Origin of the sequence: Halogeometricum rufum, from assembly GCF_900112175.1 — an archaeon.
Taxonomy (GTDB): domain Archaea; phylum Halobacteriota; class Halobacteria; order Halobacteriales; family Haloferacaceae; genus Halogeometricum; species Halogeometricum rufum.
Window position 1 is genome coordinate 1,036,794 of record NZ_FOYT01000002.1, and the last position, 25,212, is coordinate 1,062,005.

Below are 25,212 nucleotides of genomic sequence, written 5' to 3' on the forward strand. Positions count from 1 at the left end.
AGCCAACAGACGCCCGCGTCGCCTCTCGGTCATGACCGACGCCAGACCGAACGTCCTCTTCCTGCTCACCGACCAAGAGCGCGCCGACCTCGTGGAACCCGGCGGACTGCCGGTCGAGACGCCCAACATCGACCGCCTGCGCGAGTCGGGGACGTGGTTCGACCGCGCGTACACGCCGACGAGCATCTGCACGAGTGCGCGGGCCTCCCTGCTGACCGGACTGTACCCCCACGCCCACGGGATGATAAACAACAGCCACGAGGCCGACGCCATCCGGACGGAGTTGCCCGAGGGCCTGCCCACGTTCGGCGAGTTGCTCGCCGACGCGGGCTACGAGAACGGCTACGTCGGCAAGTGGCACGTCGGTCGGACGCGCGGGCCCGAGGCGTACGGCTTCGAGTACTTCGGCGGGAGCGACGACCACCACGACGATTTGGACGAACGCTACCGTCGCTACCTGGAGTCGCTGGACGTGGACGCCGACTCGGAGACGGTCACCGACGCCGTCTACGCCGACGACGGCGACGAGGAGATGCTCGTCTCCGGCACCACGTCGCTCCCGCCGGAGGCGACGCGGACGTACTTCCTCGCGGAACTCACCGTCGACGCCGTCGAGCGTCGGGCGGCGAACGGCGACGCCCCGTTCTTCCACCGGACGGACTTCCTCGGCCCGCACCACCCCTACGTCGTCCCCGAACCGTACGCCTCGATGTACGACCCCGACGACGTCGAACCGTGGCCGTCGTACGCCGAGACGTTCGACGGGAAACCGCGGGCCCACGACCGCTACCGCCACTACCGCGGCGTCGACGACTTCGACTGGGAGACGTGGGCGGAACTCGTGGCGAACTACTTCGGCTTCGTCACGTTCATCGACGACCAGTTCGGGCGGATACTGGACGCGCTGGAACGGACGGGGCTGGCCGACGAGACGGTGGTCGTCCACGCCGCCGACCACGGCGACTTCACGGGGTCGCACCGCCAGTTCAACAAGGGGCCGCTGATGTACGAGCAGACGTACCGGATTCCGCTGGTGGTCCGCGACCCGCGGACCGACACCGTCGAGGAGAGCGACGCCTTCGTCCGCCTGCACGACCTGATGCCGACGTTCCTCGACTGGGCCGGCGCGGAGACGGCGGCGGAGACGCACGCGCGGAGCCTTCGGCCCCTGCTCTCCGGCGACGAACCCGACGACTGGCCGGACTCGGTGTACGCGCAGTACCACGGCGACGAGTTCGGCCTCTACTCCCAGCGGATGGTCCGCACCGACCGCTACAAGTTCGTCTACAACGGTCCCGACCGGAACGAACTGTACGACCTGCGCGAGGACCCGCACGAACTGCGGAACCTCGCGGAACATCCGCACTACGAGGACGTGCGGGAGGCGATGGGGGAGCGACTGGCCGCGTGGATGGACGACGTGGACGACACGCTGGCCGGGTGGGTGCCGAAGACGCTCTAGTCGACGGCCGGCCGCCGACTGTCGACGCTCAGAGGTAGCCGAGGTCCGAGAGTCGGGCCTTCGTCGAGTCCGTCATCGACACCTCGCCGCCCGACTCGGCGTGTTCGAAGGAGTCGACCCACTGGTCGAGGCGGTCCGAGAGCAGACTCGTCCGCTCGGGGTGGTCGCCCGCGCGGTTCCACGTCTCGTCGGGGTCCGCGCCGACGCGGTAGAACCACTCGCTGCCGTCGGAGGCGGTGACGTACTTCTCGTCGGCCGTCCGGACCGCGCGGAGCGACCGGTCGAACGCCCGGACGCGTTCGGGTACCTCGCCGAACCGCGACGCCAGCGAGTCGGGCGACGGTTGCGGGCCGAGGTACTCCGCGAAGACGGCGTCGCGCGGGTCGGCGTCGGCGTCGGGGTGGAGCGACCGGGCGTGCATCTGTCGCTCGAACGCCGGGTCGTCGATGCCGGCCGCGTCGAGAAGCGTCGGCGCGAGGTCGAGCGTCTGAACGAGGTCGTCGCGCCGACCGCCGTCGAACGGGCCGCCGCGGGCGACCATCGGCACGTGCAACAGCGTGTCGTACAGGTTGTACTGGTGGCCGAAGAAGCCGTGGTCGCCGATGTTCTCGCCGTGGTCGCCGAGGGCGACGAACACGGTGTCCTCCCACTCGCCGGCGGCGACGAGCGACTCGCGGAGGCGGGCCAGTTGGTCGTCGAGGTAGGCGAGCGACCCGCGATAGAGTCCGCGGAGCGCCTCGAACTCGCGGTCGTTCAGCGCGTACTCGCCCACGTCGTACGCTCTGGGGTCCTGTCGGAGCGTCGTCGCCTCGTCGTAGGAGGTGTCGGGCGGGAGGTACGGTTCGGCGTACTCCCGCGGCGGGCGGTACTCGGCGTGGGGTTCGATGAAGTTCAGAAAGCAGAAGAACGGCGTCTCGTCGTCGCGGTCGGAGAGCCACGAGTCCACCCACGACGTCGCCCGTTCGGCGCCGTCGCCGGCCGCGAACTCGTCGTAGACCAGGTTCGCCGCGTTGACGAGTGGGTTGCCGTCGAACAGTCTGTCGCCCGCGGCGCGCAGTTTCTCCATCGGATGCTCGGCCCGGGTGACGGTCCCGAGGTCGGTGTCCGACTGGACGTACTGCCAGCCCTTCCGGAGCGTGTCGAACCCGCGGCCGAAGCCGAACTCCTCGGTCACCCACGTGTTGTTCGAGACGCCGACCGTCTCGTAGCCGGCGGCGGAGAACGCCTCCGCCAGCGTGCGGGGCGAGTCGTCGAGATACGTGTGGTCGCCGTGCGCACCGTGCTGTGAGGGGTACGTGCCGGTGAACAGCGAGGCGTGCGAGGGGAGCGTCCACGGCGCGGGCGAGAACGCGTTCGTGAACTCCGTCCCGTCGGCGGCGACGTCGGCCAGCGTCGGCATCGGCGACGAAGAGGCGGGAACCGTGTCGCGGGCGCGAACCGTGTCGAGGACGGTGAGGACGACGTTCGGACGACTCATCGCCGCACCTCCGTCCGACGCGTCGTTCCGGCCGCATCGCGACGACCGGGGCGTATCTTCCAAGCACTCATAGTGAGAAAATTACGCCCGCATCGTTTCATGGTTCGGGCTGTATATACCGCGGCGCGTCGAACCGCGGGCGATAAGTCCGAACGGCGACGAGGGCCACTCGTGCGCGCCTTCCGACTCGCCTACGACGGCCGGCCGTTCTACGGCTACCAGCGCCAGCCGTCGGTTCCGACGGTCGAAGACGCCCTGTTCGACGGCCTCCGCGCCCTCGGCGTCCTCGACGAGGAGGCGCGAAAGCCCGCGGGCTACGCCGCCGCCGGACGGACCGACGCCGGGGTGTCCGCCGTCGCGCAGACCGTCGCGTTCGACTGTCCCGACTGGTGTACGCCGCGGGCACTGAACGCCGAGTTGCCCGCGAGCGTCCGGGCGTGGGCCGCCGCCGACGTGTCCGAGGCGTTCCACGCGACGCACCACGCCGTCGAACGCGCCTACGTCTACGACCTGTACGCGCCGGCGGCGGACGCGTCGCTGGCGCGGGCGGCCGCCGACGCCCTCTCGGGCGAACACGACTTCCACAACCTCACGAGCGACGACCGCGGGACGGTCAGAGACCTCTCCGTGCGCGTCGAACCCGACGGCGAGTTCCTCGTCCTCTCCGTCTCGGCCGGTGGCTTCCCGTACAACCTGGTCCGTCGCCTCGCCAGCCTCGTCCACGCCGTCGCCGCCGGCGACCGGTCGCTCTCGGACGTGGAGACGATTCTCGGCCCCGACCCGGTGACGGGCCCCGAGGGCGTCCCGGCGGCCCCGCCGGAGCCACTCGTCCTCGAAGGCGTCGTCTACCCCGAGGTGACGTTCGAACGCGACCCGCAAGCCGTCGAGAGCGCGGCGAACGTCTTCGAGCGACGGCGACGGAACGGCCTCGTCCGCGCCCGCGTGGCCGGGCGCGTCCGGCGCGGCGTCGAGGGGGCGTCCGACGGGAGCGGTGGCGGCGAGAGCGCGGCCGGCGGGACCGGCGAGCTATAGACTCTCGGTAGCCGAACGGAGGCGAACACAGCCCTCATAGCAACCTCTTGGTCGCCGCGGACGGGACGGGCGGGTATGAGCTACGACGCGGTCATCGTCGACAACGACGGCGTCCTGACGAAACCGACGCCGACGAACGTCCACCGGGCCGCGGTGCGCGCCGCGTTCTCCGAGTTCGGGGTCGAACCGACCACGGAGGGCGTCGACGGCGTCGTCCACGGGAGTCTCACGCACGTCCGGCGCGTCTGCGAGGTGCACGGCGTCGACTACGAGGAGTTCTGGCCCCGCCACGAGGCGAACGCCGCCGCCGCGCAGGCCGCCGCCATCGAACGCGGCGAGAAGACCCTGTACGACGACGTCTCCGCCCTCGTGGACCTCGACCGGACGCTGGCGCTGGTGAGCAACAACCAGCACGAGACGGTCGAGACGATTCTGGAGGCGTTCGAACTGGACAGCCTGTTCGAGGTGGCGTACGGCCGCGACCCGACGGTGGAGGGCTACCGGAACCGCAAGCCGTCGCCGCACTACCTCGAACGCGCCATCGACGAACTCGACGCGGAACGCGTCCTCTACGTCGGCGACAGTAACGTGGACGTGCTCGCCGCGAGTCGCGCCGGTGCCGACTCCGCGTTCGTCCGTCGCCCCCACCGAGAGGACTACCGACTGGCCGGCGACCCGACGTACGAGGTGCAGTCGCTCGCCGACGTCGCCTCGCTCTGCTGAGCCGTCCCCCCGACCAAGACGTACAGAATCGGCTACACTTTTGTCGGCCGTCGGCGAACCGGGCGGTATGGCCCTCCTCGAATCCGCCACGCGGACGCACCGCGACTTCGCGTACCACGTCACCGTCGGCGCCGGCATCTTCGCGCTCGTCTCCGGCGTGGGGTCGGTCGTCGGCGCGTCGCTCGGTGGGGGCGGAATCGTCGTCGCCCTCGTCGCGACGCTGCTCGGCGTCTACCTCGGCAGTCTGGAAGTCGCCGTCGCCGTCGAACTCGTCGTCGAAGCCGCGGGTGAGGCGCGGTGAGCGACGACTCGCCCGCGGACGCGCCGACAGGAGACGCACCGACAGGAGACGCGCCGACAGGAGCCGCCGCCCGCGAACCGGTCGTCTCGGAGTCGGCCGTCAGGGGCGGCGCGTACCACCTCACCGCCGCGTTCGTCGTGTTCGCGGTCGGTCAGTTCGTCGCCGGCCGAATCGCCGAGGCCGTGAGCATCCTCGATTTGGGCGTCCTCGCGTACGCCCTCGTCCTCGTCCCGGCCGTCTACCTCGCCGCGCGGCAGTTCCTCCGCGGCGTCGCTCTCGTCGTCGCCGACGTTCGGTAGCCGTCCCGGCGAGTCACTCCCACGCGCCGGGCCAGAGGTCCGCCGCGCGCATCCCCGTCTCGAAGTCGGCCGCGCGGAACGCGGCGGCGAGTTCGTCGGCCGCGAGGCGCGGAATCTCCTCAGTCTCGGCGAGTTCGCGGACGAGAAGCGCGGTCAGCATCGCGTGTTCGCGGACGTTCCGGTCGTCCACCTTGTCCCGCGTGTCGGCGTGAGTGTGTCCCCACCCGCGCCCGCGTTCGCCGCTGTCGCTGTGCAGTTGCACGGCGGGGACGCCCGCGCGGACGAACGGCCACTGGTCGCTGAACGGGTGCGGTTCCGTCTCCGTCTGGATTGGGTGTCGCGTCTCGTCGGCGACGCGTTCGGCCGCCGCCGCCGTCGCCTCGGAGGTGTGCGCCATCGCGACCAAGTCCCGGTATCGTCCCGCGCCGTCCACGTTCACGACGGCCTTCAGTCGGTCGTGGTCGAGTTCCTCGGCGAGGCGTTCGGCCCCGGTCAGTCCCGTCTCCTCGCAACCGACGCCCGCGACGCGGACGCCGACGGGCAGGTCCACCTGCGAGAGGATGCGCGCCGCGGTGACGACGACGGCGATGCCGCACCCGTTGTCGAGGGCTCCCTCCGCGATGTCGTGGGCGTCGTAGTGGGCGAGGAGGAGAATCTCCTCGTCGGTGTCGGGGCCGAGGCGGCCGACGACGTTCTGGCTCTCGCCGGGCGTCGTCTCGGCGTCCACCGTCAGATGCGCCTCCACTCCCTCGTCGGCGTAGTCGGTCAACCACGCGCCGGCCTCCTTGCTCACGCCGACGGCGGGGGCGGCGGCCTCCTCGCCGAACTTCAGCGACCCCGTGGGCGGGAGTTGCCCGGGGACGTGGTTGACGAAGACGAACGCCTCCGCGCCGGCGTCGACGGCGTAGCCGAACTTCTCCATCCGGTGGACGAACCGCCCGCCCGGCGGCGTCGTCGTGGAGGCGACGGCTATCTTGCCCGCCACGTCGTGGTCGTCTATCTCGTCCGGCGTCCCGTGGCCCACGGAGACGAGTTCCCCCGTCGCGTCGCCGGCCGGCGAGTACGGGAGCGCGACGGTTTCGAACGCCCTGTCGTCGGCTTCGACGGTGAGTTCCGACGACCCGCGGGTCCACGCCTGCATCTCGAACGACTCCTCGCGCACGTCGCGGACGCCGGCGTCGCCGAAGGCGTCGGCGACGAGTTCGGCCGCGCGGCGTTCGCCGTCGCTACCGCCCATCCGATTGCCGATGCGCGTCAGTCGCGTCAGAAACTCCCACGGTTCGTCGTCGGTCCACACTCGTCCGAGTGCGGCGTCCATCCGTCCGTCGTCGGCCGTCTCCGTGTCGTGGTCGTCCATACCACGCCGTCGGCCGAGAGGGCGAAAGAGGTTGGGAAGACGGCGGTGTGCGCCGGGAACGCGGCGTGGCGCGACGCGGACGCGGCGGAGACACCGACGGTGCGAGGCCCGACTCACGTTCGAAAGGGCCCTAAATTTTAACCACACATACTGCAAAAAACAGTTCGATGCCGACGTGTGAAAACTGCGGTTCGTTCGTAACAGCGGAGTACGTCCGCGTATTCGCCCCCGAAGAGATGGACAGCCCCCGGGTGTGTCCGAGTTGCGAAGACAAGGTCAGAGACGGGGGCGACGTTCGGGAAGCCCGCGCGACGAGACACTGACGGCGAAACGCTGTCGAGACGTGCGTTCTCTCGGCTCTCTCCTCGGTGGACCCCAACGACGACGCCGAACTCGCAATCGAACGCGAGCGACTGCCGGCCCCCGTTCGGGAGCGACCCAAACTGATTAGGCGTCAGTCATACGGACTCAGCACCACAAGCAGTGAGTGCGGCACGGGCGCACCGACGTTCGTGTCCCGCAACGGCCCGACGCACCCAGTCGGACCGTGTCCGAGTCGACGCCCTCGTCAGGCGTGACTCGATGGTAGGCACCCACCCACCATCCCCCCACCCCACCCCACCCCACCCGCCACCGACGCCCTGAGTCCCCGCGCGGTGGCCCGCGCGCCGTCCCCCCCACCACGGCGCGCCGGCCGCCCACTCTTTGCGACCCTCCCACCCCACCCCTCTTGCTCCAACCTCCGAGCGACGGCTTCGGAAACGATGCCGCGTCCGACCCGCAGACGGCGGCCGAACGGCGGACCGACGGCGCCCGTCGGCCGGCGAGAATTGGCAAGGCTTACCACGACACCGCCGTTCTCACGAGGTATGAGTTCGGTTCCCGAACGGAGTGACATCGACTCCGAATACAAGTGGGATTTGGAGAGTATCTACGCGAGCGACGACGACTGGGAGGCGGCGTTCGAGGACGTGCAGGGACGACTCGAGGAGTTAGCCGAGTACGAGGGGCGCGTGACCGAGACGCCCGGCGGACTTCTCGAACTGCTCGAACGCCAAGAGGACATCATGCGCGACGTCTCGAAGGTGGTCAGTTACGCCAGCCTGCGGAGCGCCGAGGACACCCGAAATCAGGAGTATCAGGCGCTGCAGGCGAGAGCCGAGTCGCTCTCCTCGGAGGCGCAGTCGACGGTGAGTTTCGTCGAACCCGAACTGCAGGAACTGAGCGAGGAGGACGTCGAGTCGTTCGTCGAGGCGGAACCCGCGCTGGCCGAGTACGAACACTACTTCGACGACGTGCTTCGGATGAAGCCGCACACCCGGTCGGCCGAAGTCGAGGAACTCCTCGCGGAGTTGGGCGAAGTCGCCGGCGCGCCCAGCGACATCTACAACATGCTGTCGAACGCGGACATGACGTTCCCCACCGTCGAGAACCCCGAGGGCGAGTCCGTCGAAATCTCGCAGGGGAACTTCACGAAACTCCAGAAGCACCCGAACCGCGAGTTCCGCCGCGAGGTGTACGAGCAGTTCTACGACGAGTGGGCGGACGTTCGCAACAGCGTCGGCACCGCGCTGAAGAACAGCGTCAAGAAGGACGTGAAGTACGCGAAGGCGCGGAACTACGACACCGCCCGTGCGGCCGCCCTCGACGGTCCGAACGTCCCCGTCGAGGTGTACGACACCCTCCTCGAGACGGTGCGTGACAACCTCGACTACCTCCACCGCCACGCCGAACTGAAGCGGGAAGCGCTCGACGTCGAGGAGTTGGAGATGTGGGACCTCTACATGTCGCTGACGGGCGACGAGGGGCCGGAGGTCACCTACGAGGAGGCCACGGAGTACATCGTCGAAGCCGTCGCCCCCCTCGGCGAGGAGTACCAGTCCCGCGTCGCGGAGGGCCTGGAGAACCGCTGGGTCGACGTGTACGAGAACCGCGGGAAGCGCGCCGGCGCGTTCTCCGCCGGCACGTACGACACCCAGCCGTTCATCATGATGAACTATCAGGACGACATCGCGAGCATGTTCACGCTCGCTCACGAACTCGGCCACTCCCTGCACTCCGAACTGGCGAAGGACGAACAGCCGTGGCACTACGCCGACTACACCATCTTCGTCGCCGAAGTCGCCTCCACGGTGAACGAGACGCTCCTCACCCACCACCTGCTCGAGAACGTCGAGGACGAGGCGTTGCGGACCCACGTCCTCGACGAGTACCTCGAACGCTTCCGCTCGACGCTGTACCGCCAGACGATGTTCGCCGACTTCGAACACCAGATTCACACCGTAAGCGAAGACGGCGGCGCACTCACGCCCGACCGGTTCGACGACCTGTACGGCGACCTGAAACAGGAGTTCTACGCGCCCGCGAACGTGGACGACCGAATCGCTCGCGAGTGGATGCGTATTCCTCATTTCTACTACAACTACTACGTCTACCAGTACTCGACGGGCATCTCAGCCGCCGTCGCCATCGTCGAACGCATCCTGAACGACGGAGAGGAGGCAGCCGCGGACTACCGCGAGGCACTCGCCCTCGGCGGGTCGGCCTACCCGATAGACGTGCTGGAGACGGCGGGCGTCGACATGGCGTCGCCCGACCCCATCGAGTCCGCCCTCGGCGTCTACGGCGACTACCTCGACGAGATAGCCGACCTGCTTGACCTCGAATAGGGCGACCGGGGCGCGGCCTCACCGCTTCCCGCGGACCGTCGAGAACCCCGTCGATGAACCCATATCCGACCGCGAGGACGGGACCGTCGAGAACCGCGACGACCCGGCGGTAGACTGCATCCGGCCATCATCGTCGTCCTCGTCGTCTCCGAGCAACCCGTCGTCATCCTCGTCGTCGTCGTCCTCGTCGTCTCCGAGCAACTCATCGTCGTCTTCTTGCTCGTCGCCCTCGCTCGCCTCGTCGTCCGAGAACATCGCACGGAGGCGCTCGACGTGCTCTTCGAGTTCGACGAGTTCGTCGTCCTCGTCTCCCGTTCCGTCGTCGTCCGCGCCGTCCTCCTCGCCGTCGGCCGAGTCGTCGTCGGTCAACGAGTCGATGAATCCCTCGTCGTCGCCGCCCGACTCGCCGTCGTCGTCGGTCAGCGTGTCGACCAGTCCCGCGTCGTCGCCGCTCTCGCCGTCGTCTGCACCGCCGTCGGCGCTCTCGGCCGGCGCGCCGTCCGCCTCGTCCTCGTCGCCGAGGTGACCGAACTGGTCGAGGTACTCCTTCAGTTGCGCGAACCCGCCGTCGTCCTCGCTCTCTTCGCCGACGACGCGGTCCAGACGGTCGATTCGCTCCTCGTCGGAGAGGTCGGACCACGATTCGCCCATGTCGGCCAGTCGGAGGAGTCGCCGTAACTCGACTATCGCGGCGGCGTCGGCGTCGCGAATCACCGCCGGGAGGTCCACCGGCGAGACGTCGTCCGGGACGTCGTCGAACCCGGCCGCGTCCAGCAGGTCCGCGACAGACGCCGACGAGACGGCCGACGCGAGTCGATCCGTCGACTCGCGGAGCGACTCGCGTTCCTCCTCGGGGAGCGATCCGTCCTCGCGTTCGGCGTCGGCGCTCTCAGCCGCCGTCGTGGCTTCTTCGAACGCGTCGCCGAGTTCCGTCTCCGTGTCCGTCATGAGTGGCTCGGGGCGTTACTCCCCGTCGTCGTCTGCACCGTCTTCTGTCTCCGCCGCATCGAACTGCTCGACGATGGCGTCGACCATCTCGTCCTTCGGGAGGTTCGCCTTCACGTCGGACTCCTTGGCGATGGACTGGAGTTTCGAGTACTCCATCATCTCCAGTAGCTCGCGGTACGTCTCCTTGCGGAGTTCGTCCATCTGCCCCGACTGGAGCGCCTCGGCCGCCTCGCTGGCCTTCTCGCCGGCCGCGTCCGACGCGTCCTCGGCGGACGCTTTGGCGTCTTCGGCCGTCTCCTTCGCCTCGTCGGCCGCGTCCGTTGCCTCGTCGGACGCCTCGGCCGCCGCCTCTTTGGCGGCCTCCTGTCGCTCCTCCAGTCGGTCGATAGCCCCGCGGAGGGCGTCGCCGACCGGTTCCTTGAACTCCGGCTTCCGGAGCGTGCGTCCGACCGCGACGAGCAGCGACTTGGCGAACCGGGCCGACAGCGACGGGTCGTCGTCGTCCCAGAACGTCAGCTTCGACAGGAGCCAGTCGACGAGGCCGCGGCCGAGGGCGCGTCCGAGCGCCTCGCCCAGCGTCTCGCCGACGGACCGGCCGAGCGACTGCCCGTCGACGTCGTCCAGCACGTCGTCGTCGCCGGTCAGCACCGAACCGACGTCTATCTCGTCGACGACGTCGTTGGCGACGTCCGACGCCACGTTGGCGGTGTCGCTCACGACGCCTCACCTCCGTCGTCGGACGACTCGTCGTCAGTTCCGTCCTCCGAGCCGTCGTCGTCCGCGGCGTCCGCTTCGCCGTCCGACGCCGAGTCGCCGCTCTCGCCCTCGGCGTCGTCGGTGTCGGCGTCGTCCTCCGACTCGTCACCGCCGGAGAGAAGCGGCTCGACGACCGTCGCACCGAGGGCGCCGCCGGCCCACGCGCCGAGACTGCGCCCGACGAACGCGCCGACGGCCTCGCCGGCCGTCGCGTCCTCGTCCTCGAACTCGTCGGCCAACGGCGTATCGGCGAACACCTCGGCGAAGTCCACGTTCTCGAACGCTCCCGCGACGCTCGGCGTCTCCTCGCTCATGCTTCGGACCCGGACCCCGACTCGCCGCCGTCGTCGGAGTCTTCGAACATCTGCTCGACGAGTTCCTTCAGGACGGAGGTGAGAATCTCGTCGAACGGTACGTCGCCGAACGCCTCGCTCAGCGACTCCTTCACGGAGCCGGCCGCCTCGGAGACGCGGCTCTCGCCGTCTTCGCCCTCGCCCTCGCCGTCTTCACCCTCGCCCTCGCCGCCTTCACCGCTGCTGAGGAAGTCGCCGAAGAGGCCGCCCTCGCCGTCCTCGTCGGGCATGATGCCCTCGAACAGGCTCCCGCCGAGGAGGTCCATCAGCAGCCCGCTGCCCCCGGAGCCGAGGAGTCCGGAGACGGCGTCGAGGAGGTTTCCGAGCAGGTTTCCGGGACCGCTGACCGCGGAGACGTCGAGCACGACTTCGTTCAGGTCGACTTCGAGGCCGAGGAGGTCGAGGAACAGCCCTTCGAGGTCGAGAAACAGGACTGTCGTTCCCTCGTCCTCTTCGTAGTCCCTCCCCTCGTCTTCGGACTCCGCCTCGGCGGCTTCTCCGTCCTCGGACTCGTCGGATTCGGCGCTCTCTTCGTCTTCTTCCGTCTCCGCCTCGTCCGCCGATTCCTCGTCTTCCGACTCCTCCTCCGCCGATTCCTCGTCTTCCGACTCCTCCTCCGCCGACTCTTCGGCGGACTCGGACTGGCCGTTGGACGCGGCGTCGCCGTCCTCTCCGCCGCTCTCCTCCTCTTGCTCGGCGGCCTGCGCCTCACCGCCGTCGGTGAGGATGCGGCACTCGTCGGGAGTCTGCAGTTGATTCGGCGCTTCGTCGACTCGCTCGTCGGACTGCGTAGACGCGTCAGTCATGGGTTCTCTTTTGCGATTCAAGTGGCCCACACTAAGCCATTCTGGCAGACAGGCCCCGAGAGTCACGTATTCTGGTGTTTCAGGCTCTGGCTGCTTTCTCCGAGGCTGTTATTTTACGAGAAAATGAGTTCGATATTAATTCCGCTCGCGAACCGAGTCCTCCGGGAATGACGTGCTCGCTCCGTTGCGCGCGTCCAGTCGGGGTCAGTCCCCCCGCGGGTACCGACTTCGCTCCTCGCTGTCGCTCGGAGACGAAGAAGCGGGCCGGGAGGGACTTGAACCTCAGTCGCTTCGCTCACTCCGTTCGCTACGCTCCCTGGTTCAAGTCTCCCGTCGGAGGTACGACACCGCTCGCTGTCGCTCGCGGGTCTGTAACGGGCCGGGAGGGACTTGAACCCCCGACCGTCTGGTTAAAAGCCAGACGCTCTGCCAAACTGAGCTACCGGCCCTCGACCGTTCATAACTGACGGGTGGTGATAAGCGTTTACTCTCGCGTAGACTCTTGTACCGCGGCGTTGTCGGTCGAACTATGGCAGACGATCCGGCCGACACTTCCTTAGGAAAGTTCGTAGACGAATTCCTCCGCTTCGACACCACAGACGGGAACGAGGCGGCGGCGCAGGCGTGGTTTCGAGACCGACTCGAAGCGTTCGGCTTCGACGTGTACGAGTGGCGGGCCGACGCGGAACGACTCGCCGCCCACTCGTCGTTCCCGGACGACCCCGCGGAGATAGCCGTCGCCGACCGACCCAGCGTCGGCGGCGTGGTGGAGTTCGGCGACCCCGACGCCGGCCGAACGCTCGTGCTGAACGGCCACACCGACGTGGTGCCGGCCGACCGGGAGAACTGGTCGTCGGACCCGTTCGAACCGGTCTGGTCCGACGGACGACTCACCGCGCGCGGGGCCGCGGACATGAAGTCGGGGGTCGGCGCGGCCGTCTTCGCCGCGCGCGACCTGGTCGAACGCGTCGAATCGGGCGACCTGGAGGGACTGAACGGCCGCGTCGTCGTCGAGAGCGTCGTCGGCGAGGAGGAGGGGGGAATCGGGGCGGCCGCGGCCGCACTCGACAACCCCTACCCGTTCGACCGTGACGCCGCCATCGTCGCCGAACCGACCGAACTCCGGTGCGTGACGGCGACTGAGGGGACGGTGATGAAGCGGTTGCGGATTCGCGGGCGGGCGGCGCACGCCGCGACGCGGTGGAAGGGCGAGGACGTGTTGCCGCACTTCGAGCGCGTCCGACAGGCGTTCTTCGAGTTGGAGTCCGAACGCGGCGAGTCGGTGTCGCATCCGCTGTACGACGAGTACCCCATCCCGTGGCCCATCGTCGTCGGCATCGTGCGCGCCGGGTCGTGGTCGTCGTCGGTGGCCGGCACGCTGACGGCGGAGTGGCGCTTCGGCGTCGCGCCCGGCGAGACGGTGGACGAGGTGGAGGCGCAGTTCGAGGAGCGTCTGGCCGAGGTGGTCGAAGCGAGCGACTGGCTCTCCGAGCACCCGCCAGACTTCGAGCGGTTCACCATCCAGTTCGAACCCGCCGAGATAGACGCCGACGAACCCGTGGTGCAGTCGCTCCGGGAAGCGATGACCGCGACGGGCCACGACGACACCGACCCGGTGGGAGCGACGTACGGTGCGGACTCGCGGCACTACGTCGCCGCCGGGATACCGACCGTCGTGTACGGCCCGGGCACCGTCGAACAGGCGCACTTCCCCGACGAGAGCATCGACTGGGCGGAGGTGGAGACGGCCAGAGAGACGTACGTGGAGGCGGCGGCGCGGTTCCTTCAGTCGAAGTAGTCGTCAAGCGCCTCGTCCACGATGTCGCCCGGCGTGCGGTTCTCCAGCGACGCCCGGCGGCGGAGTTCGCGGTACCGGTCGGGCGAGACGGCGAGTTCGAGACGGCCGAGTCGGACGCCGTGTTCGGCGAGGGCGTCGGCGACCGAGCGCCCGTCGTTCACCTCGCTGGCGGCGCGGCGGACCTCCCGAACCGTCAGGTCGCCGTCGAGGACGGCCCACGCGAGGTCGAACCGGTCCGGCCCGGGGACGCGGGCGATGTGCTTGGCCGCGGTGGGCGCGATGTGTCCGCGGGCGACGTGTCGGCGCACGGCCTGCGGTAGGTCGTGGACGCGCGCCCACTTGCGGATGAACGAGACGGAGACGTCGCCGCCGGCGCGTTCGGCGGCCTTCTTGTACGACCCGACGCCACGGACGAGGGCGGCGCACGCCGCGGCGCCGCGGAGCATGTAGACGTTGTCCTCGTCGCCGACGGTGTTCTCCGAGAAGGCGCGGACCGTCGTCGCCGCCTCGGCGAGGCTCTCGGGGTCGTCCGGGTCGAACCCGACGGCCTCGCGGGCGCGTTCGCCCGTTATCTCGGGGTCCGCCCGGACCACGGGCTCTCCGACCGGTTCCTCGCGGTCGGTGGGGAGCGAGTCGCGCCGGCGACCACCGTCGGGTTCCCGGTCGTCGTCCGTCATTCGTACACCTCAGTAACGGACCGGCCGATAAAAGCGTCTCCCCGTCCGGCAACGTCTGCTGCGGCGGGGTCGAACCCGGCGTTCGAGGTGAGCGCGTTCGCCCACCCCGGGACGGTTCCGAGAGTGCGAGCGTCACACACCGCGTCAGTCGCCGCGGGTCTCCGAGAGGTGCTCCCAGATTTCGGTGCACCCCGCGCCGTCGTCGAGTGACGTCAGGTGGTCGTAGTCGTCGTCGGCCGCCTCGTCGGCGCCCGAGTCCGGTCGTTCCTCGTCGGACGGCGTCTCGGAGTCGGTGTCGAGCGTGTCCGGACTCATTCGTCGTCGGACCCGTCGGTGAGGTGCAGTTCGGGCGCGACGTCAGCCGAGACGTGCTGTCTCCGACCGGCGGGTCGGGGGGGAGAGTCGGTCATCGATTACCCGAAGGGACGGTACTCGGATAAGCGACACTTCGGGAGTAAACCGTACCTTTACTCCGGGAAACCAGAACCGATTGCCGTCATCTTCGACGCGCACTCTCGACGCCAATCGACAGACAGCAGCCGATTTCGAACCCGCCGTCGCGTCACCGACCGAGTCGGCCTTTGCTCGCGCCGTCAGAGTGGGGTAGACCGAAGACCTATCGAGCGTATGGTAGTTGCGCTTCGCATCCTCGACGACGGCGCGTGGATATCAGTCGACGACGACCGGAAGGTGAGCGTGAGCGAACTCTGGCGCGTTCCGGGCGGCGGTTTCTGCGGGTGCGACCTGACCGACTTGGTCGTCGAGGGGTTCGTCGAAGTGGGCGTCGACGGTCGGACGGTCGACGTTCGAGCGTACGGGCAGTGCATCGCCTGCGGGGCCGCCGGGACGACCGACTGGACGCCGGTCGGCCGCCTCGTCGAGGGCGAATTCCGTCACCTCGACCGCGATGGCGTCCTCGACCCCGTCGTCTTCGATTAACCGGCAATCTGTTCCGCTATACGGAAGCACCGGGTAGGGTTGACGAGAGGAACCGCCCTATGAGGGCGGCGTCCCAGAGGTGGTGTACGACCATGCCCACGGACGTCGAACGCTGGAAGTCAGAGGTGTACGGCAACGAGATACGCGACCACCTGTACGAGTTCGCGGAGGAGGGGTGGGACGCCATCCCGGAGGACGAACGCGACGCGTGGTTCGAGCGCTTCAAGTGGTGGGGACTGTACCACCAGCGGAACGGTCAGGAGTCGTACTTCATGATGCGCATCGGGACGCCGAACGGCGTGCTCGAACCGGGGCAACTCCGCGTCGTCGGCGAGATAGCCGAGGAGTACGCCACCGGTCCGGGGACGAACCCCATCTTCGGCGACGCCTACGCCGACTTCACGACGCGACAGTCCATCCAACTGCACTGGATAAACATCGAGGACGTGCCCGCCATCTTCGAGAAACTGGAGGCCAACGGCATGTCCACCCAGCAGGCCTGCGGCGACTCCTGGCGGAACATCGTCGGCAACCCCGTCGCCGGGAAGGACGCCGAGGAAGTCGTGGACGCGTGGCCGGTCATCCGCGACCTCAACGAGACGTTCAAGGGCGACGACGACCACTCGAACCTCCCGCGCAAGTGGAAGGTGTCGGTCACGGGGTCGCCCGACGGGTCCGGTCAGGGCGACATCAACGACCTCGCCTTCGAACCGGCGTACAGGGAGGTCAACGGCGAGGAACGGGTCGGCTTCAACGTCCGGGTCGGCGGCGGCCTCGCGCGCAACGAGGAACGCCTCGCCCGCGACATCGACGTGTGGGTCCCCCCCGAGGACGTCGCCGACGTGGCGGGCGGCCTCTCCGCCCTGTTCCGCGACTACGGCGACCGCGAGGACCGGTACAACGCCCGCATCAAGTTCCTCGTGGACGAGTGGGGGCCGGAGGAGGTTCGCCGCGTCCTGCAGGAGGAGTACGTGGACTTCGAACTCGCCGCCGCGGGCCGCGACGTTCGGGACGAGTACACCTACAACGCCGGCGACGGCGGCCGAAACGACCTCGTCGGCGTCCACGAACAGAAGGACGGGAGCTACTTCGTCGGCTTGAACGTCCTCGTCGGCCGGATGGGGGCCGCCGACGTCCTCGAACTGGCCGACCTGGCCGACGAGTACGGCTCCGGCGAGGTCCGCCTCTCCCAGCGACAGAACGTCATCGTCACCGACGTGCCCGAGGAGAGCCTCGACGACTTCCTCGCGGCGGACCTGCTCGACCAGTACTCGCCGGACCCCTCGCCGTTCATGCGCGGGTCCGTCGCCTGTACGGGGACGGAGTTCTGCTCGCTGTCCATCGTGGAGACGAAGAACCGGCAGGTCCGCTACGCCCGGTGGCTGAAGGAGAACGTCGAACTACCCGAGGACGTCGACCAGTTCCACGTCCACCTCTCGGGGTGTACGGCCTCCTGCGCCCAGCCGCAGATTGCCGACGTCAGCCTCCGCGGGATGAAGACGCGGAAGGACGGCGAACCGGTCGAAGCCCTCGACGTGGGACTGGGCGGCGGCCTCGGCGAGGAACCGCAGTTCGCTCGCTGGGTGACGCAACGCGTCCCCGCCGACGAGGTGCCGGGCGCAATCCGGAACCTCCTCGACCGGTTCGCGGAGAACCGCGCGGACGGCGAGAGCTTCCGCGAGTTCGTCGCCCGCCACGACGACGAGGAACTCGACGCGTTCGTCGACCCCGAGGAGACGGACTACGACGACCCGATGATGCACAACACGAAGATGACCTGGTACCCGTACGCCGACGACGACTCGATGGACGCGAGTCCGGCCCCGACGCACCCCGGCGACGCGCCGACGTCGGCGGACGACTGAGCGACGACAAGGGACGACAGCGATAAGCGCGTCCCGCGACGACGACTCTCCATGCCCAACAGACTGCTCCGCGTGAACGCGTACACGACGTTCGACATGCTCGACGGCGAGGCGGTGGGCCACGACTTCACCGAGGAGGCGTTCGCCGTCCTCAACGTCACCGCGCCGCGGCAGAACCCCGACCACGTCCGACTCGAACTCGAACTCGACAACGGTCAGTTGGACCACCTGCCGGCGCACGCCGACAGGGTGACGCTCTCGGCGTCCGAGGCGCGGACCCTCGCCGAGGAACTGGAGTCGTACGCCGACCGGGTCGAGGCGGCCCAGAGCGACGACGCGCCGGACCGATCGGACGACTGAGCGGTCGCTCGTCGGAGGGTTCGGGTCTCGACGTTGCTAGACGGGAATCGCAGCGCTCGCCGTCGTCGCGTCGGCGGTCAAAAGTGTCGCGTCGAACTCGCGACGGAAGGGGTGGGGGGTGGGGAGTTCCGGGGGGAGATGGAACACCGTCGCGAATGGTGGGTGCCACTTCGACGCGCATCGTTTTCTACGGGACCACCGTACATATAACCAATCGGAACGTGTTCTGTACGCGCACTTTCGCCCTCGACGATAGGCTCGCGGGCGGTCACTCGTCCCAGCCGGCGCGTTCCCGCCACCGGGCTTGCTGCCGGCGTTCGGTCACGTGGTCGATGCCGTCGGCGAGGACGTCTCTGACGGCGCTCTCGAAGTCCGTCACGTCCGCGAGCATCCCCGACTGGAACGCCCGCACCAGTTCGTACGTCCACCGGTCGTCGACGGCGCCCGCCGGGAGGATGTGGTCGCGGAGTTCGTCCGCCCACGCGTCGTGTCCGGCGTCGCGGAGTCGCGTCTCCGCGACGGCCAGGTGGTCCATGGCGTGTCCGATCTGATGGTGGAACGTCAACAGCGCGCCGTACCCCCGGTAGACGTGTTCGAGACCGAGTTCTAACTCGTGGAGCGCCTCCCGTTCGGCGTCCGTGAGGTCGAGGTCCGGCCGACTCGACGGAGAGTGGTCGTCGCTCATACGCGAACTACGTCACGTCGACGCATACCATTGTCGGCGGACGGCGAGTCGATGGGCGCCGGAGGAGTCGCGTCGCCGCCGGACGCGTCCGAACCAGACGAACGCCGCGTTCGCCGGGGAGTCAGCGGCGGTGATACCGCTGGAACGCCTCGAAACCGACGAGTCCGACGGCGACGCCGGCGCCGACGGCGAATCCGAGGGCGAGTCCGCCGCCGAGACTCCCCGAACGGATGACGCCGACGACGGCACCGAGGGCGGTTGCGGCGGCGACGGACGCGAGTGCGCGGACCACGAGCGACGTATCGACCACGGGAGAGCCGTCAGCCGCCTCGCGGAAAGTCGTTTTCCGCGCTCCCGTCGAACGGCGACTCGGCTCCGAGGACGAGCACCGACCCGACGACGAGGACGACGCCCGCGAGGGCGAGGGACGGCGAGGCGGCGTCCGAGACGACGCCGCCGGCGAGTTGGAACGGGACGACGGTGAGTCCGCTCGCCATCGCCATCGCGCTCAGCACCGTGGCGCGTCCGAGCGTCTCGATGCGGTCGTTGACGTACTGCCCGGCGAGCGAGCGGGTCGGTTCGACGACGACGCGGGCGAGGAGGAGGACGGGCACCGCGACGAGGGGGACGAAGAGCGCGGCCACCAGTCCGCCGCCGACGACGAACGGGAGGGCGACGAACCACCGTCGGAGGCCGACTATCTCGCGTATCGCCTCGAGGCGGTAGCTCACGCCCGCTGAGGCGAGGTTGATGACGGCGTAGAACCCGCCTAGCAGCGTCTCGACCCGAAACGGGAGGGCGTGGCCGACGACGGCCGACTCTTGTGGAGGTAGTACTTCAGGACGCTTCCCACGCCGGGCGACTCGTCGGGACGTGACACGCGCGGCAGTCGCGAACGCCAGGTGAACTACGTTTCGTTAGGACGAAACGGCAGAATCGTAATACGGTGCGTGACCGAGGCCCGCGGGCGCCGCTGGAACGTCTGTGACGACGGCCGTCGGCGGAGACGGTGCCGTCAAGCGGTCGCCGGTGCCGGCGCGACTACGCCGAGGCGTCGTAGCCCGCGTCCTCGACGGCGGCGACGAGTTCGGACGCGTCCGCGTCGCCCTCCACCGTCACGGACGACGACTCGTGGTCGGCGGTGGCGGATTCGACGCCTGCGACGCCCGAGAGCGCCTCTTCGACGGTCTGTTCGCAGTGGCCGCAACTCATGCCTTCGACGGTGAACGTCTGACTCATGACGGTCACGCTTGTGGGTGCACGCTTTTCCGAGTTTCTCTTGGCTATCCACACTCACTCCGGTTCGTCAGTCGAAGAGACGAAAGTGAGAGCAGAGACGACCGAGTGAGTCGAAGCCGGTGCGAGCCCGTCAGTCCACGAACACGCTGTTGTAGCGGCGTTCGACTTCGAGGCGTTGCTCGCGCGTGAGGTCGGACAGGTCGGCCCCGTCGTACATCCGGTAGGCCCACTGCTCGCGGGTGGGCATGTGCTCCCTGTCCTCGTTGATCCACGGCTGCCGGTTGTAGAGTTCCGTAATCTGCCCGGCGGACTCGTCGCTCAGGTTCGCGAAGTCGAGGTTCCACTTGGCTTGCGAAATCTCGTCCTTCGAGAGTTCGCCGCCGGTGTCGCCGAACTGGGCGTCGAACGCCTCCTGGACGTCCACGCGGCCGTCGAAGCCGAGTTCGTCGAAGTCGGTCCCGTACCGTTCCTGCGCGAGTTGGTCGCGGGTCTTCACCGTCGAGGGGTCCCACTCGCCGTCGGGTTGGCGCAGGTAGAACTCCTCGACTGCGGCCGCGTCCTCGGCGCCGAGGCTGTCGAACGACGACTCGAAGACGGCCTGTGCGATGGCGTCTCGACTCGTCTCGGAGTCGGCGTCGTCGGTGTTCGAGTCGTCCGACTCGGAGTCGCCGGCGTCGCCGCCCGACCCGCCGCCGTTCGCCTCGCTCGAGTCGTCACCCGAGTCCGGCGACTGCTCGGCGTCGGAGTCGTCGACCCCGTTCCGCTGTTCGTCCGACAGCGTGTCGCCCTCCAGCATCGGTGGACGGACGGTGATGGTGACGGTGTCCGTCGCCGTCGCGCCCGCCTCGTCGGTGACGGTGACGGCGAAGGTGTAGTTGGTCCGCTTCGTCACCTCGGGGGCGAGAATCTCGGGCTCCGCCGTGTCCGCGTAGGCCATGTCGGTTCGCGGACCGCCGACCTGCGCCCACTGGTAGGTGAGGTTGGCGTCGGAGCCGTCGGGGTCGGTCGAGGCCGTCGCGTCGAAGTGGACGCGGACCCACTCGCGGACCGTCCGGTTGCCGCCGGCCACCGCGACGGGCGGTTCGTTCGCGCGTTCGACCGCCCCTTCGTCCGCCTCGGCGTCGTCCGAGGACGCGTCGGACTCCGCGTCGCCGGCGTCAGACGGCGTGGCCGTGGCGGTGGCCGTCTCCGTGGGCGTCGGCGTCTGGTCGGTCGGTTCGTTGGTCAGTTCGTTCGACTGCTGCGTCGGCGTCGACTGCTCGACGGCCGCCGACGCGTCGTCGGACGCGGCGGGCGCGTCCCCGCCACCGTTCTGACCGGTGAAGAGGGCCGCGCCGCTACCGGCGGCGACGAGTGCGGCGACGACGACGAGTGCGACTGTCAGTTTGCGGTTCATTGTGGTTTCCGTGACCTCTACGTTTACGAGGACGACACAGCGGCTTCGTTATAGACTACCGAAGGGACCCGGTAGCGGCCGTGTAACGGCGGGTTAGGACGACGGAATCGAGCGGACGAGCTGAACCGACGAGGGGTCCCGCCCAGAATCAGCTTCGAAAGTAAAGTTTCGGACGGTACTGACGATATAACGTGTCGCTAGTCCGGCCAAAACGCTATGTGTGCCGACGGGCACGGTACGAATATGCGCGAACTGGACGACACCGATCTCCGGATACTCGAACTCCTCACCGAGGACGCGCGACGACCGTTCAGCGACATCGCGGAGCGAGTGGACCTCTCGCCGCCCGCCGTCTCCGACCGCGTGGAGAAACTGCGCGAGTCGGGCGTCATCAGACGGTTCACGCTCGACATCGACCGTTCGCAACTCCGGGCGGGCGTGCCCGTCCTCGTCCGACTCGACCTCCCGGCGACGGAGGTGGCGGCGGTCAAGGACGCCCTCCGCGAGTCCGAGGCGGTCGAACACGTCTTCGTCACCGTCGAGGGGGACGTGGTGTTCTCCGCGCGGTTCCGCGCGGACGCGGTCCGCGAGGGAATCGACGACCTGGTCGACCTGGGGCGCGTCGCCGACTACGAGGTCACCATCGTCTCGTCGACGGAGTGGACGCCGAGCGTCGGCGGTACGGAGTTCGCTCTCACGTGTGCGGAGTGCGGCAACACCGTGACGAGCGAAGGCGAGAGCGAACGGATCGGCGAGAGGCAGTACCACTTCTGCTGTTCGTCCTGCGCCGCCCGGTTCCGCGAGCAGTACGACCGCCTCAGCGCGGGCGCGGAGTGATTCGGGGCGCGCTCAGAGCCTGACGTACGACGTGTCGTCCGTGTAGTCGGGCACCGAGAGGTAGACGGTGGACGTACTCCCCCCCGCGACGGTTATCTCGACGGTGATGCGGTCGTCGGGTCGCAGGGGGCGACGGTTCGTCGGGTCGGCGTCGGCGCTCTCTATCTGCGAGGCGTTGAGGTAGAGGACGAACTCCTCGCCGGTCTCCAGAATCGCGTCGCTGTCGCCGATACCGACCGACGCGTTGAACGACCGGTGGGCGTCGGCCGCCGTGGAGGGCGCCGTCGGGTCCGACCCCGAGAACGAGAGGCTCTTGGCCTGATGTTCGCCGACCCACTTCACGGAGAGTTCGGAGACGTCGATGTCGCCGGCCGCCGGGCGCGGCCGAATCCAGAGTCGGACCGTCTCGACGGTGCCGTTCTCGACGTTGTCGTTCGCGTCCGGCGTGACGTGGCCGGCGGCGGTGACGACTTCGACGCCGTCGACGACCCGGTCGACGCTCTCCTTGCCGGCGTCCTCTGCGGTCGCCTGGAGGAACGCGGCCGTGTTTATCAGGACGCCCGCGGCGACGGCGGCGACGAGGACCATGGCGATGAAGACGACGAGGGTACCGATGCCGACCTGACCGCGCCGCCCCGACCCCCCGGCCGACTCCTCGCGACAGAGCAGGTGCATGCTCGCCGACAAGACGCTCTCGGACCGTTACCCTAGGGTTCTCAGTATCAATAACGACACCGTACTGGCGGGCTCGCGGCGCCTACAGACGTCCCCGGAGTACCTTCGCGGCCACCAGCACGGGGTCCCAGACCGGGCTGAACGGCGGCGCGTAGGCGAGGTCCTGCCGTTCGAGTTCGCCGACGGTCATCTCGGCCCCGAGCGCGGTCGCGACGGTGTCGATTCTGATAGCCGCGCGGTCGGCCCCGACGACGTTCCCGCCGAGCAATCGTTCGGAGTCGCGGTCGGCGGTGAGCGTCACCGTCGTCTCGGACCCGCCGGGGTAGTAGCCGGACCGCGACCCTGCGGTGATGGTCGCCGAGACGGGGTCGAACCCCGCCTCCCGGGCGCGTTCGTGGTCGAGAATTCCCGCGCGGCCGCACCCCAACTCGAACGCCTTCACCACCGCCGTCCCGGCGACGCCGCCGACCGGTTCGGGGTCGCCGGCCACCGTCGAACCGATGGCGCGGCCGGCGCGGTTCGCCGGGAGACCGAGGGGGTCCCACGTCGGGTCGCCGGTGACGACGTGCCGCATCTCGGCGACGTCGCCCGCGGCGTAGACGCTCTCGACGGACGTGCGGCCGAACTCGTCGGTGGCGATGGCGCCGGAGTCACCGAGTTCGACCGGCGTCCCCTCGACGAGGGCCGTGTTCGGTCGGATGCCGATGCCGACGAGTGCGGCGTCCACGTCGATTTCGGTGCCCGACCCGCAGACGAGCGTCTCCACCCGGTCGTCGCCGCGGAGTTCGGTCACCTCCTCGCCCAGGTGGAGCGTGACATCCCGTTCGCGCAGGTGGTCGGCCACTCGGTCGCCGACCGCCTCGCCGAACGGCGGGAGGAGGCGGTTCGGTCGCTGAAACAGGTGCACGTCCAGTCCGTGTTCGACGAACGCCTCCGTCATCTCGATGCCGACGTAGCCGCCGCCGGCGACGGCCACCGTCTCGGGCGGGTCCATCGCCCCGTACCGTGCTGCCGTCTCGCGGTCCACGTAGTCGACGCCGCCGAGGTCACCGACGGAGAACTCGTCGGGGTCGGCGAGGAACGCGCGAACGGCCGCGGCGTGGTCGAGACCGTGCAGGGTGAACGCGCCGTCGAGGCCGAATCCGTCGATGGGGTCGGAGACGGCGTGGCCGCCGGTCGCCACGAGGAGGTCGCCGTACGACTGGGCGAACTCGCCGTCGGGACCCCGAACCGTCACCGTCCGCGCGTCGGCGTCGACGGCGACGACCTCGTGTTCGCGCCGGAGGTCGATGCCGCGGTCCGCGACGTCCGCGGGCGACAGCGACAGGAGGTCCGTCAGCGAGTCGACGTCGCCCTTGACGAAGTACGGCGTCCCGCAGTGGGCGTACGACACCCACCGTCCCTTCTCGAAGACGACGACGTCTCGCTCCGGGTCTTCGCGTCTGCACTTGCTCGCGGCCGAGAGGCCGGCGGCGTCACCACCGACGACGACGAACGGATCCGACATGGATAGTCGGTTGAACGACCCCCGACACGTAGTTTGCTCGGTCCGACGACCGCGGCGCACGGCCGGCCGCCACCTCCCGACCACATATTTTCTACCAACACCATCGGCAGTGAGTCAAAATCCGAACTGCCCGCGGATGCATTCGCGTTCGCCGGCGGAACGGGTCCAATCGGTCGTTTCTGCCTTCGACGGAACAGACCCGGTACCTGGTGACTCTCGAACCGATTTTCGGCCGACGTTCTTCGTCGCGAGAGTGTGCCACTATCTGACGAAGAAGAAAAGATTTATCATGAATATACGAGATTCTTATTCGTAGGGCGGCACCGAGAGTAAAATTCGGGCCGTGACAGATCAGACATGACTGAAGACACGTACGTCGGTGCAATCGACCAGGGCACCACAGGAACCCGTTTCATGGTCTTCGACCACGACGGGCGAGTCGTAGCGAACGCATACCAGAAGCACGAACAGATCTACCCCGAACCGGGGTGGGTCGAGCACGACCCCGAGGAGATATGGGAGAACACGCAGGCGGTGATGCACGACGCCCTCGAAGAGGCCGGCGTCGACGCCGAGCAGTTGGAGGCCATCGGCATCACCAACCAGCGCGAGACCACCCTCATCTGGGACCGCGAGACGGGCAAACCAATCGCCAACGCCATCGTCTGGCAGGACCGCCGGACGACCGACCGCATCGAGACGCTTCAGGACGAGGGCAAAGAGGAGTGGGTCCGCGAGAAGACCGGCCTCGAACCCGACGCGTACTTCTCGGCGACCAAGGCCGAGTGGTTGCTCGACAACACCGACCAGATAAAACTCGCCCGCATGCGTCCCGACGACGTCCGTGACCGCGCCGAGGACGGCGAGTTGATGATGGGAACCATCGACTCGTGGCTCATCTACAAACTCACCGGCAACCACGTCACCGACGTCACGAACGCATCCCGGACGATGCTGTTCAACATCCACGAGATGGACTGGGACGACGAACTCCTCGAGGAGTTCGACGTCCCCGCCGAACTCCTGCCCGAGGTCCGCCCCTCCTCGGACG

The 25,212-nt window shown here is 68.6% G+C and carries 28 protein-coding genes and 1 tRNA gene; 13 read left to right on the plus strand and 16 right to left on the minus strand.

The window, feature by feature from the left end; translation table 11 throughout:
* Window positions 1–31 precede the first annotated feature (31 nt).
* On the plus strand, window positions 32–1,462 hold the full coding sequence (locus BM310_RS15025) for a sulfatase-like hydrolase/transferase (RefSeq protein WP_089809084.1): 1,431 nt from the start codon (window positions 32–34) through the stop codon (window positions 1,460–1,462).
* 28 nt (window positions 1,463–1,490) lie between these two features.
* On the opposite strand, the gene BM310_RS15030 is transcribed toward BM310_RS15025, so the two are convergent.
* Window positions 1,491–2,939: a sulfatase gene (locus BM310_RS15030; RefSeq protein ID WP_089809086.1), complete on the minus strand. Its 1,449-nt coding sequence runs from the start codon at window positions 2,937–2,939 to the stop codon at window positions 1,491–1,493.
* 171 nt (window positions 2,940–3,110) lie between these two features.
* Here BM310_RS15030 and truA point away from each other — a divergent pair, with 171 nt between their 5' ends.
* From truA to BM310_RS15050, 4 genes are all read left to right on the plus strand, one after another.
* Window positions 3,111–3,971, plus strand: a complete 861-nt coding sequence (truA, locus tag BM310_RS15035; RefSeq protein ID WP_089809088.1) for a tRNA pseudouridine(38-40) synthase TruA — start codon at window positions 3,111–3,113, stop codon at window positions 3,969–3,971.
* A gap of 75 nt (window positions 3,972–4,046) precedes the next feature.
* Complete coding sequence (locus BM310_RS15040) at window positions 4,047–4,694, plus strand: HAD family hydrolase (RefSeq protein ID WP_089809090.1); 648 nt, start codon at window positions 4,047–4,049, stop codon at window positions 4,692–4,694.
* 67 nt (window positions 4,695–4,761) lie between these two features.
* Window positions 4,762–4,995, plus strand: coding sequence for a hypothetical protein (locus BM310_RS15045; protein WP_089809092.1), 234 nt, complete (start codon window positions 4,762–4,764; stop codon window positions 4,993–4,995).
* Window positions 4,992–5,294, plus strand: a complete 303-nt coding sequence (locus BM310_RS15050; RefSeq protein ID WP_177232642.1) for a hypothetical protein — start codon at window positions 4,992–4,994, stop codon at window positions 5,292–5,294. The genes BM310_RS15045 and BM310_RS15050 overlap by 4 nt, the downstream gene beginning before the upstream one ends.
* A gap of 13 nt (window positions 5,295–5,307) precedes the next feature.
* Here BM310_RS15050 and BM310_RS15055 read toward each other — a convergent pair whose 3' ends face one another.
* Entirely contained in the window at window positions 5,308–6,651 is a 1,344-nt protein-coding gene (locus BM310_RS15055; RefSeq protein ID WP_089809094.1) for a M28 family peptidase, read from the minus strand.
* Window positions 6,652–6,818: 167 nt separating this feature from the next.
* Here BM310_RS15055 and BM310_RS21995 point away from each other — a divergent pair, with 167 nt between their 5' ends.
* Window positions 6,819–6,974, plus strand: a complete 156-nt coding sequence (locus BM310_RS21995) for a DUF7563 family protein (protein ID WP_449271705.1) — start codon at window positions 6,819–6,821, stop codon at window positions 6,972–6,974.
* 546 nt (window positions 6,975–7,520) lie between these two features.
* Window positions 7,521–9,320, plus strand: coding sequence for an oligoendopeptidase F (gene pepF / locus BM310_RS15060; protein ID WP_089809096.1), 1,800 nt, complete (start codon window positions 7,521–7,523; stop codon window positions 9,318–9,320).
* 18 nt (window positions 9,321–9,338) lie between these two features.
* On the opposite strand, the gene BM310_RS15065 is transcribed toward pepF, so the two are convergent.
* From BM310_RS15065 to BM310_RS15085, 5 genes are all read right to left on the minus strand, one after another.
* Complete coding sequence (locus BM310_RS15065) at window positions 9,339–10,268, minus strand: hypothetical protein (protein ID WP_089809098.1); 930 nt, start codon at window positions 10,266–10,268, stop codon at window positions 9,339–9,341.
* Window positions 10,269–10,283: 15 nt separating this feature from the next.
* Complete coding sequence (locus tag BM310_RS15070) at window positions 10,284–10,985, minus strand: hypothetical protein (RefSeq protein WP_089809101.1); 702 nt, start codon at window positions 10,983–10,985, stop codon at window positions 10,284–10,286.
* Window positions 10,982–11,338 (minus strand): hypothetical protein, encoded by a 357-nt coding sequence (locus BM310_RS15075; protein WP_089809103.1) that lies wholly within the window; start codon window positions 11,336–11,338, stop codon window positions 10,982–10,984. Before BM310_RS15075 ends, BM310_RS15070 begins: the two co-directional genes overlap by 4 nt.
* Window positions 11,335–12,183, minus strand: coding sequence for a hypothetical protein (locus BM310_RS21465; RefSeq protein WP_089809105.1), 849 nt, complete (start codon window positions 12,181–12,183; stop codon window positions 11,335–11,337). The genes BM310_RS15075 and BM310_RS21465 overlap by 4 nt, the downstream gene beginning before the upstream one ends.
* 375 nt (window positions 12,184–12,558) lie before the next feature.
* A tRNA-Lys gene (locus tag BM310_RS15085) sits at window positions 12,559–12,632 on the minus strand.
* An 80-nt stretch (window positions 12,633–12,712) separates the two neighbouring features.
* On the opposite strand from BM310_RS15085, the gene BM310_RS15090 reads away from it, so the two are divergent.
* On the plus strand, window positions 12,713–13,981 hold the full coding sequence (locus BM310_RS15090; RefSeq protein ID WP_089809107.1) for a M20/M25/M40 family metallo-hydrolase: 1,269 nt from the start codon (window positions 12,713–12,715) through the stop codon (window positions 13,979–13,981).
* On the opposite strand, the gene BM310_RS15095 is transcribed toward BM310_RS15090, so the two are convergent.
* Both BM310_RS15095 and BM310_RS21470 read right to left on the minus strand, forming a co-directional pair.
* Complete coding sequence (locus BM310_RS15095; protein WP_089809109.1) at window positions 13,969–14,658, minus strand: DUF7119 family protein; 690 nt, start codon at window positions 14,656–14,658, stop codon at window positions 13,969–13,971. The two genes, BM310_RS15090 and BM310_RS15095, sit on opposite strands and share 13 nt — an antisense overlap.
* Before the next feature lie 144 nt (window positions 14,659–14,802).
* The gene (locus BM310_RS21470) at window positions 14,803–14,973 is read right to left on the minus strand and encodes a hypothetical protein (protein WP_177232643.1); all 171 of its coding nucleotides are present in this window, start codon (window positions 14,971–14,973) and stop codon (window positions 14,803–14,805) included.
* A gap of 312 nt (window positions 14,974–15,285) precedes the next feature.
* On the opposite strand from BM310_RS21470, the gene BM310_RS15100 reads away from it, so the two are divergent.
* The 3 genes from BM310_RS15100 (at window position 15,286) to BM310_RS15110 (ending at window position 17,822) form a co-directional block, all read left to right on the plus strand.
* Window positions 15,286–15,597 carry a hypothetical protein gene (locus BM310_RS15100; RefSeq protein WP_089809111.1) on the plus strand — a complete coding sequence of 104 codons (312 nt, stop codon included), beginning with the start codon at window positions 15,286–15,288 and terminating at the stop codon, window positions 15,595–15,597.
* Window positions 15,598–15,689: 92 nt separating this feature from the next.
* Window positions 15,690–17,462: a nitrite/sulfite reductase gene (locus BM310_RS15105; protein ID WP_089809113.1), complete on the plus strand. Its 1,773-nt coding sequence runs from the start codon at window positions 15,690–15,692 to the stop codon at window positions 17,460–17,462.
* A gap of 51 nt (window positions 17,463–17,513) precedes the next feature.
* Window positions 17,514–17,822 (plus strand): DUF6360 family protein, encoded by a 309-nt coding sequence (locus tag BM310_RS15110; RefSeq protein WP_089809115.1) that lies wholly within the window; start codon window positions 17,514–17,516, stop codon window positions 17,820–17,822.
* 268 nt (window positions 17,823–18,090) lie between these two features.
* Here BM310_RS15110 and BM310_RS15115 read toward each other — a convergent pair whose 3' ends face one another.
* The 5 genes from BM310_RS15115 to BM310_RS15135 all read right to left on the minus strand — a co-directional run bounded on the left by BM310_RS15115 (window position 18,091) and on the right by BM310_RS15135 (window position 21,142).
* Window positions 18,091–18,507 carry a hypothetical protein gene (locus BM310_RS15115; RefSeq protein ID WP_089809117.1) on the minus strand — a complete coding sequence of 139 codons (417 nt, stop codon included), beginning with the start codon at window positions 18,505–18,507 and terminating at the stop codon, window positions 18,091–18,093.
* Between the two features lie 121 nt (window positions 18,508–18,628).
* The gene (locus BM310_RS15120) at window positions 18,629–18,817 is read right to left on the minus strand and encodes a hypothetical protein (RefSeq protein ID WP_089809119.1); all 189 of its coding nucleotides are present in this window, start codon (window positions 18,815–18,817) and stop codon (window positions 18,629–18,631) included.
* Between the two features lie 10 nt (window positions 18,818–18,827).
* On the minus strand, window positions 18,828–19,238 hold the full coding sequence (locus tag BM310_RS15125) for a hypothetical protein (protein WP_089809120.1): 411 nt from the start codon (window positions 19,236–19,238) through the stop codon (window positions 18,828–18,830).
* 310 nt (window positions 19,239–19,548) lie between these two features.
* Window positions 19,549–19,746 (minus strand): heavy-metal-associated domain-containing protein, encoded by a 198-nt coding sequence (locus BM310_RS15130; RefSeq protein ID WP_089809291.1) that lies wholly within the window; start codon window positions 19,744–19,746, stop codon window positions 19,549–19,551.
* Window positions 19,747–19,876: 130 nt separating this feature from the next.
* The gene (locus tag BM310_RS15135) at window positions 19,877–21,142 is read right to left on the minus strand and encodes a PKD domain-containing protein (RefSeq protein ID WP_089809122.1); all 1,266 of its coding nucleotides are present in this window, start codon (window positions 21,140–21,142) and stop codon (window positions 19,877–19,879) included.
* A 243-nt stretch (window positions 21,143–21,385) separates the two neighbouring features.
* On the opposite strand from BM310_RS15135, the gene BM310_RS15140 reads away from it, so the two are divergent.
* Complete coding sequence (locus BM310_RS15140) at window positions 21,386–21,979, plus strand: AsnC family transcriptional regulator (RefSeq protein ID WP_089809293.1); 594 nt, start codon at window positions 21,386–21,388, stop codon at window positions 21,977–21,979.
* A 12-nt stretch (window positions 21,980–21,991) separates the two neighbouring features.
* Here the strand turns inward: BM310_RS15140 and BM310_RS15145 are convergent, their stop codons facing one another.
* Together BM310_RS15145 and BM310_RS15150 are read right to left on the minus strand one after the other, a co-directional pair.
* Entirely contained in the window at window positions 21,992–22,654 is a 663-nt protein-coding gene (locus BM310_RS15145) for an archaellin/type IV pilin N-terminal domain-containing protein (protein ID WP_089809124.1), read from the minus strand.
* A gap of 82 nt (window positions 22,655–22,736) precedes the next feature.
* Window positions 22,737–24,161, minus strand: a complete 1,425-nt coding sequence (locus BM310_RS15150; protein WP_089809126.1) for an FAD-dependent oxidoreductase — start codon at window positions 24,159–24,161, stop codon at window positions 22,737–22,739.
* 357 nt (window positions 24,162–24,518) lie between these two features.
* On the opposite strand from BM310_RS15150, the gene BM310_RS15155 reads away from it, so the two are divergent.
* Window positions 24,519–25,212 (plus strand): FGGY family carbohydrate kinase (locus BM310_RS15155; RefSeq protein WP_245778504.1); only part of this gene is annotated, 694 nt, incomplete at its 3' end.

Excerpts from the sequence above, each read along its gene's own strand:
- BM310_RS15065 (WP_089809098.1), bottom strand. The coding sequence starts at position 10,268 with ATGACGGACACGGAGACGGAACTCGGCGACGCGTTCGAAGAAGCCACG.
- BM310_RS15110 (WP_089809115.1), top strand. The coding sequence starts at position 17,514 with ATGCCCAACAGACTGCTCCGCGTGAACGCGTACACGACGTTCGACATG.
- BM310_RS15045 (WP_089809092.1), top strand. The coding sequence starts at position 4,762 with ATGGCCCTCCTCGAATCCGCCACGCGGACGCACCGCGACTTCGCGTAC.
- BM310_RS15145 (WP_089809124.1), bottom strand. The coding sequence starts at position 22,654 with ATGCACCTGCTCTGTCGCGAGGAGTCGGCCGGGGGGTCGGGGCGGCGC.
- BM310_RS15090 (WP_089809107.1), top strand. The coding sequence starts at position 12,713 with ATGGCAGACGATCCGGCCGACACTTCCTTAGGAAAGTTCGTAGACGAA.
- BM310_RS21995 (WP_449271705.1), top strand. The coding sequence starts at position 6,819 with ATGCCGACGTGTGAAAACTGCGGTTCGTTCGTAACAGCGGAGTACGTC.
- BM310_RS15105 (WP_089809113.1), top strand. The coding sequence starts at position 15,690 with ATGCCCACGGACGTCGAACGCTGGAAGTCAGAGGTGTACGGCAACGAG.
- BM310_RS15025 (WP_089809084.1), top strand. The coding sequence starts at position 32 with ATGACCGACGCCAGACCGAACGTCCTCTTCCTGCTCACCGACCAAGAG.
- BM310_RS15040 (WP_089809090.1), top strand. The coding sequence starts at position 4,047 with ATGAGCTACGACGCGGTCATCGTCGACAACGACGGCGTCCTGACGAAA.
- BM310_RS15140 (WP_089809293.1), top strand. The coding sequence starts at position 21,386 with ATGCGCGAACTGGACGACACCGATCTCCGGATACTCGAACTCCTCACC.
- BM310_RS15030 (WP_089809086.1), bottom strand. The coding sequence starts at position 2,939 with ATGAGTCGTCCGAACGTCGTCCTCACCGTCCTCGACACGGTTCGCGCC.
- BM310_RS15135 (WP_089809122.1), bottom strand. The coding sequence starts at position 21,142 with ATGAACCGCAAACTGACAGTCGCACTCGTCGTCGTCGCCGCACTCGTC.
- BM310_RS15130 (WP_089809291.1), bottom strand. The coding sequence starts at position 19,746 with ATGAGTCAGACGTTCACCGTCGAAGGCATGAGTTGCGGCCACTGCGAA.
- BM310_RS15150 (WP_089809126.1), bottom strand. The coding sequence starts at position 24,161 with ATGTCGGATCCGTTCGTCGTCGTCGGTGGTGACGCCGCCGGCCTCTCG.
- BM310_RS21470 (WP_177232643.1), bottom strand. The coding sequence starts at position 14,973 with ATGAGTCCGGACACGCTCGACACCGACTCCGAGACGCCGTCCGACGAG.
- BM310_RS15100 (WP_089809111.1), top strand. The coding sequence starts at position 15,286 with ATGGTAGTTGCGCTTCGCATCCTCGACGACGGCGCGTGGATATCAGTC.
- pepF (WP_089809096.1), top strand. The coding sequence starts at position 7,521 with ATGAGTTCGGTTCCCGAACGGAGTGACATCGACTCCGAATACAAGTGG.
- BM310_RS15095 (WP_089809109.1), bottom strand. The coding sequence starts at position 14,658 with ATGACGGACGACGACCGGGAACCCGACGGTGGTCGCCGGCGCGACTCG.
- BM310_RS21465 (WP_089809105.1), bottom strand. The coding sequence starts at position 12,183 with ATGACTGACGCGTCTACGCAGTCCGACGAGCGAGTCGACGAAGCGCCG.
- BM310_RS15075 (WP_089809103.1), bottom strand. The coding sequence starts at position 11,338 with ATGAGCGAGGAGACGCCGAGCGTCGCGGGAGCGTTCGAGAACGTGGAC.
- BM310_RS15055 (WP_089809094.1), bottom strand. The coding sequence starts at position 6,651 with ATGGACGACCACGACACGGAGACGGCCGACGACGGACGGATGGACGCC.
- BM310_RS15115 (WP_089809117.1), bottom strand. The coding sequence starts at position 18,507 with ATGAGCGACGACCACTCTCCGTCGAGTCGGCCGGACCTCGACCTCACG.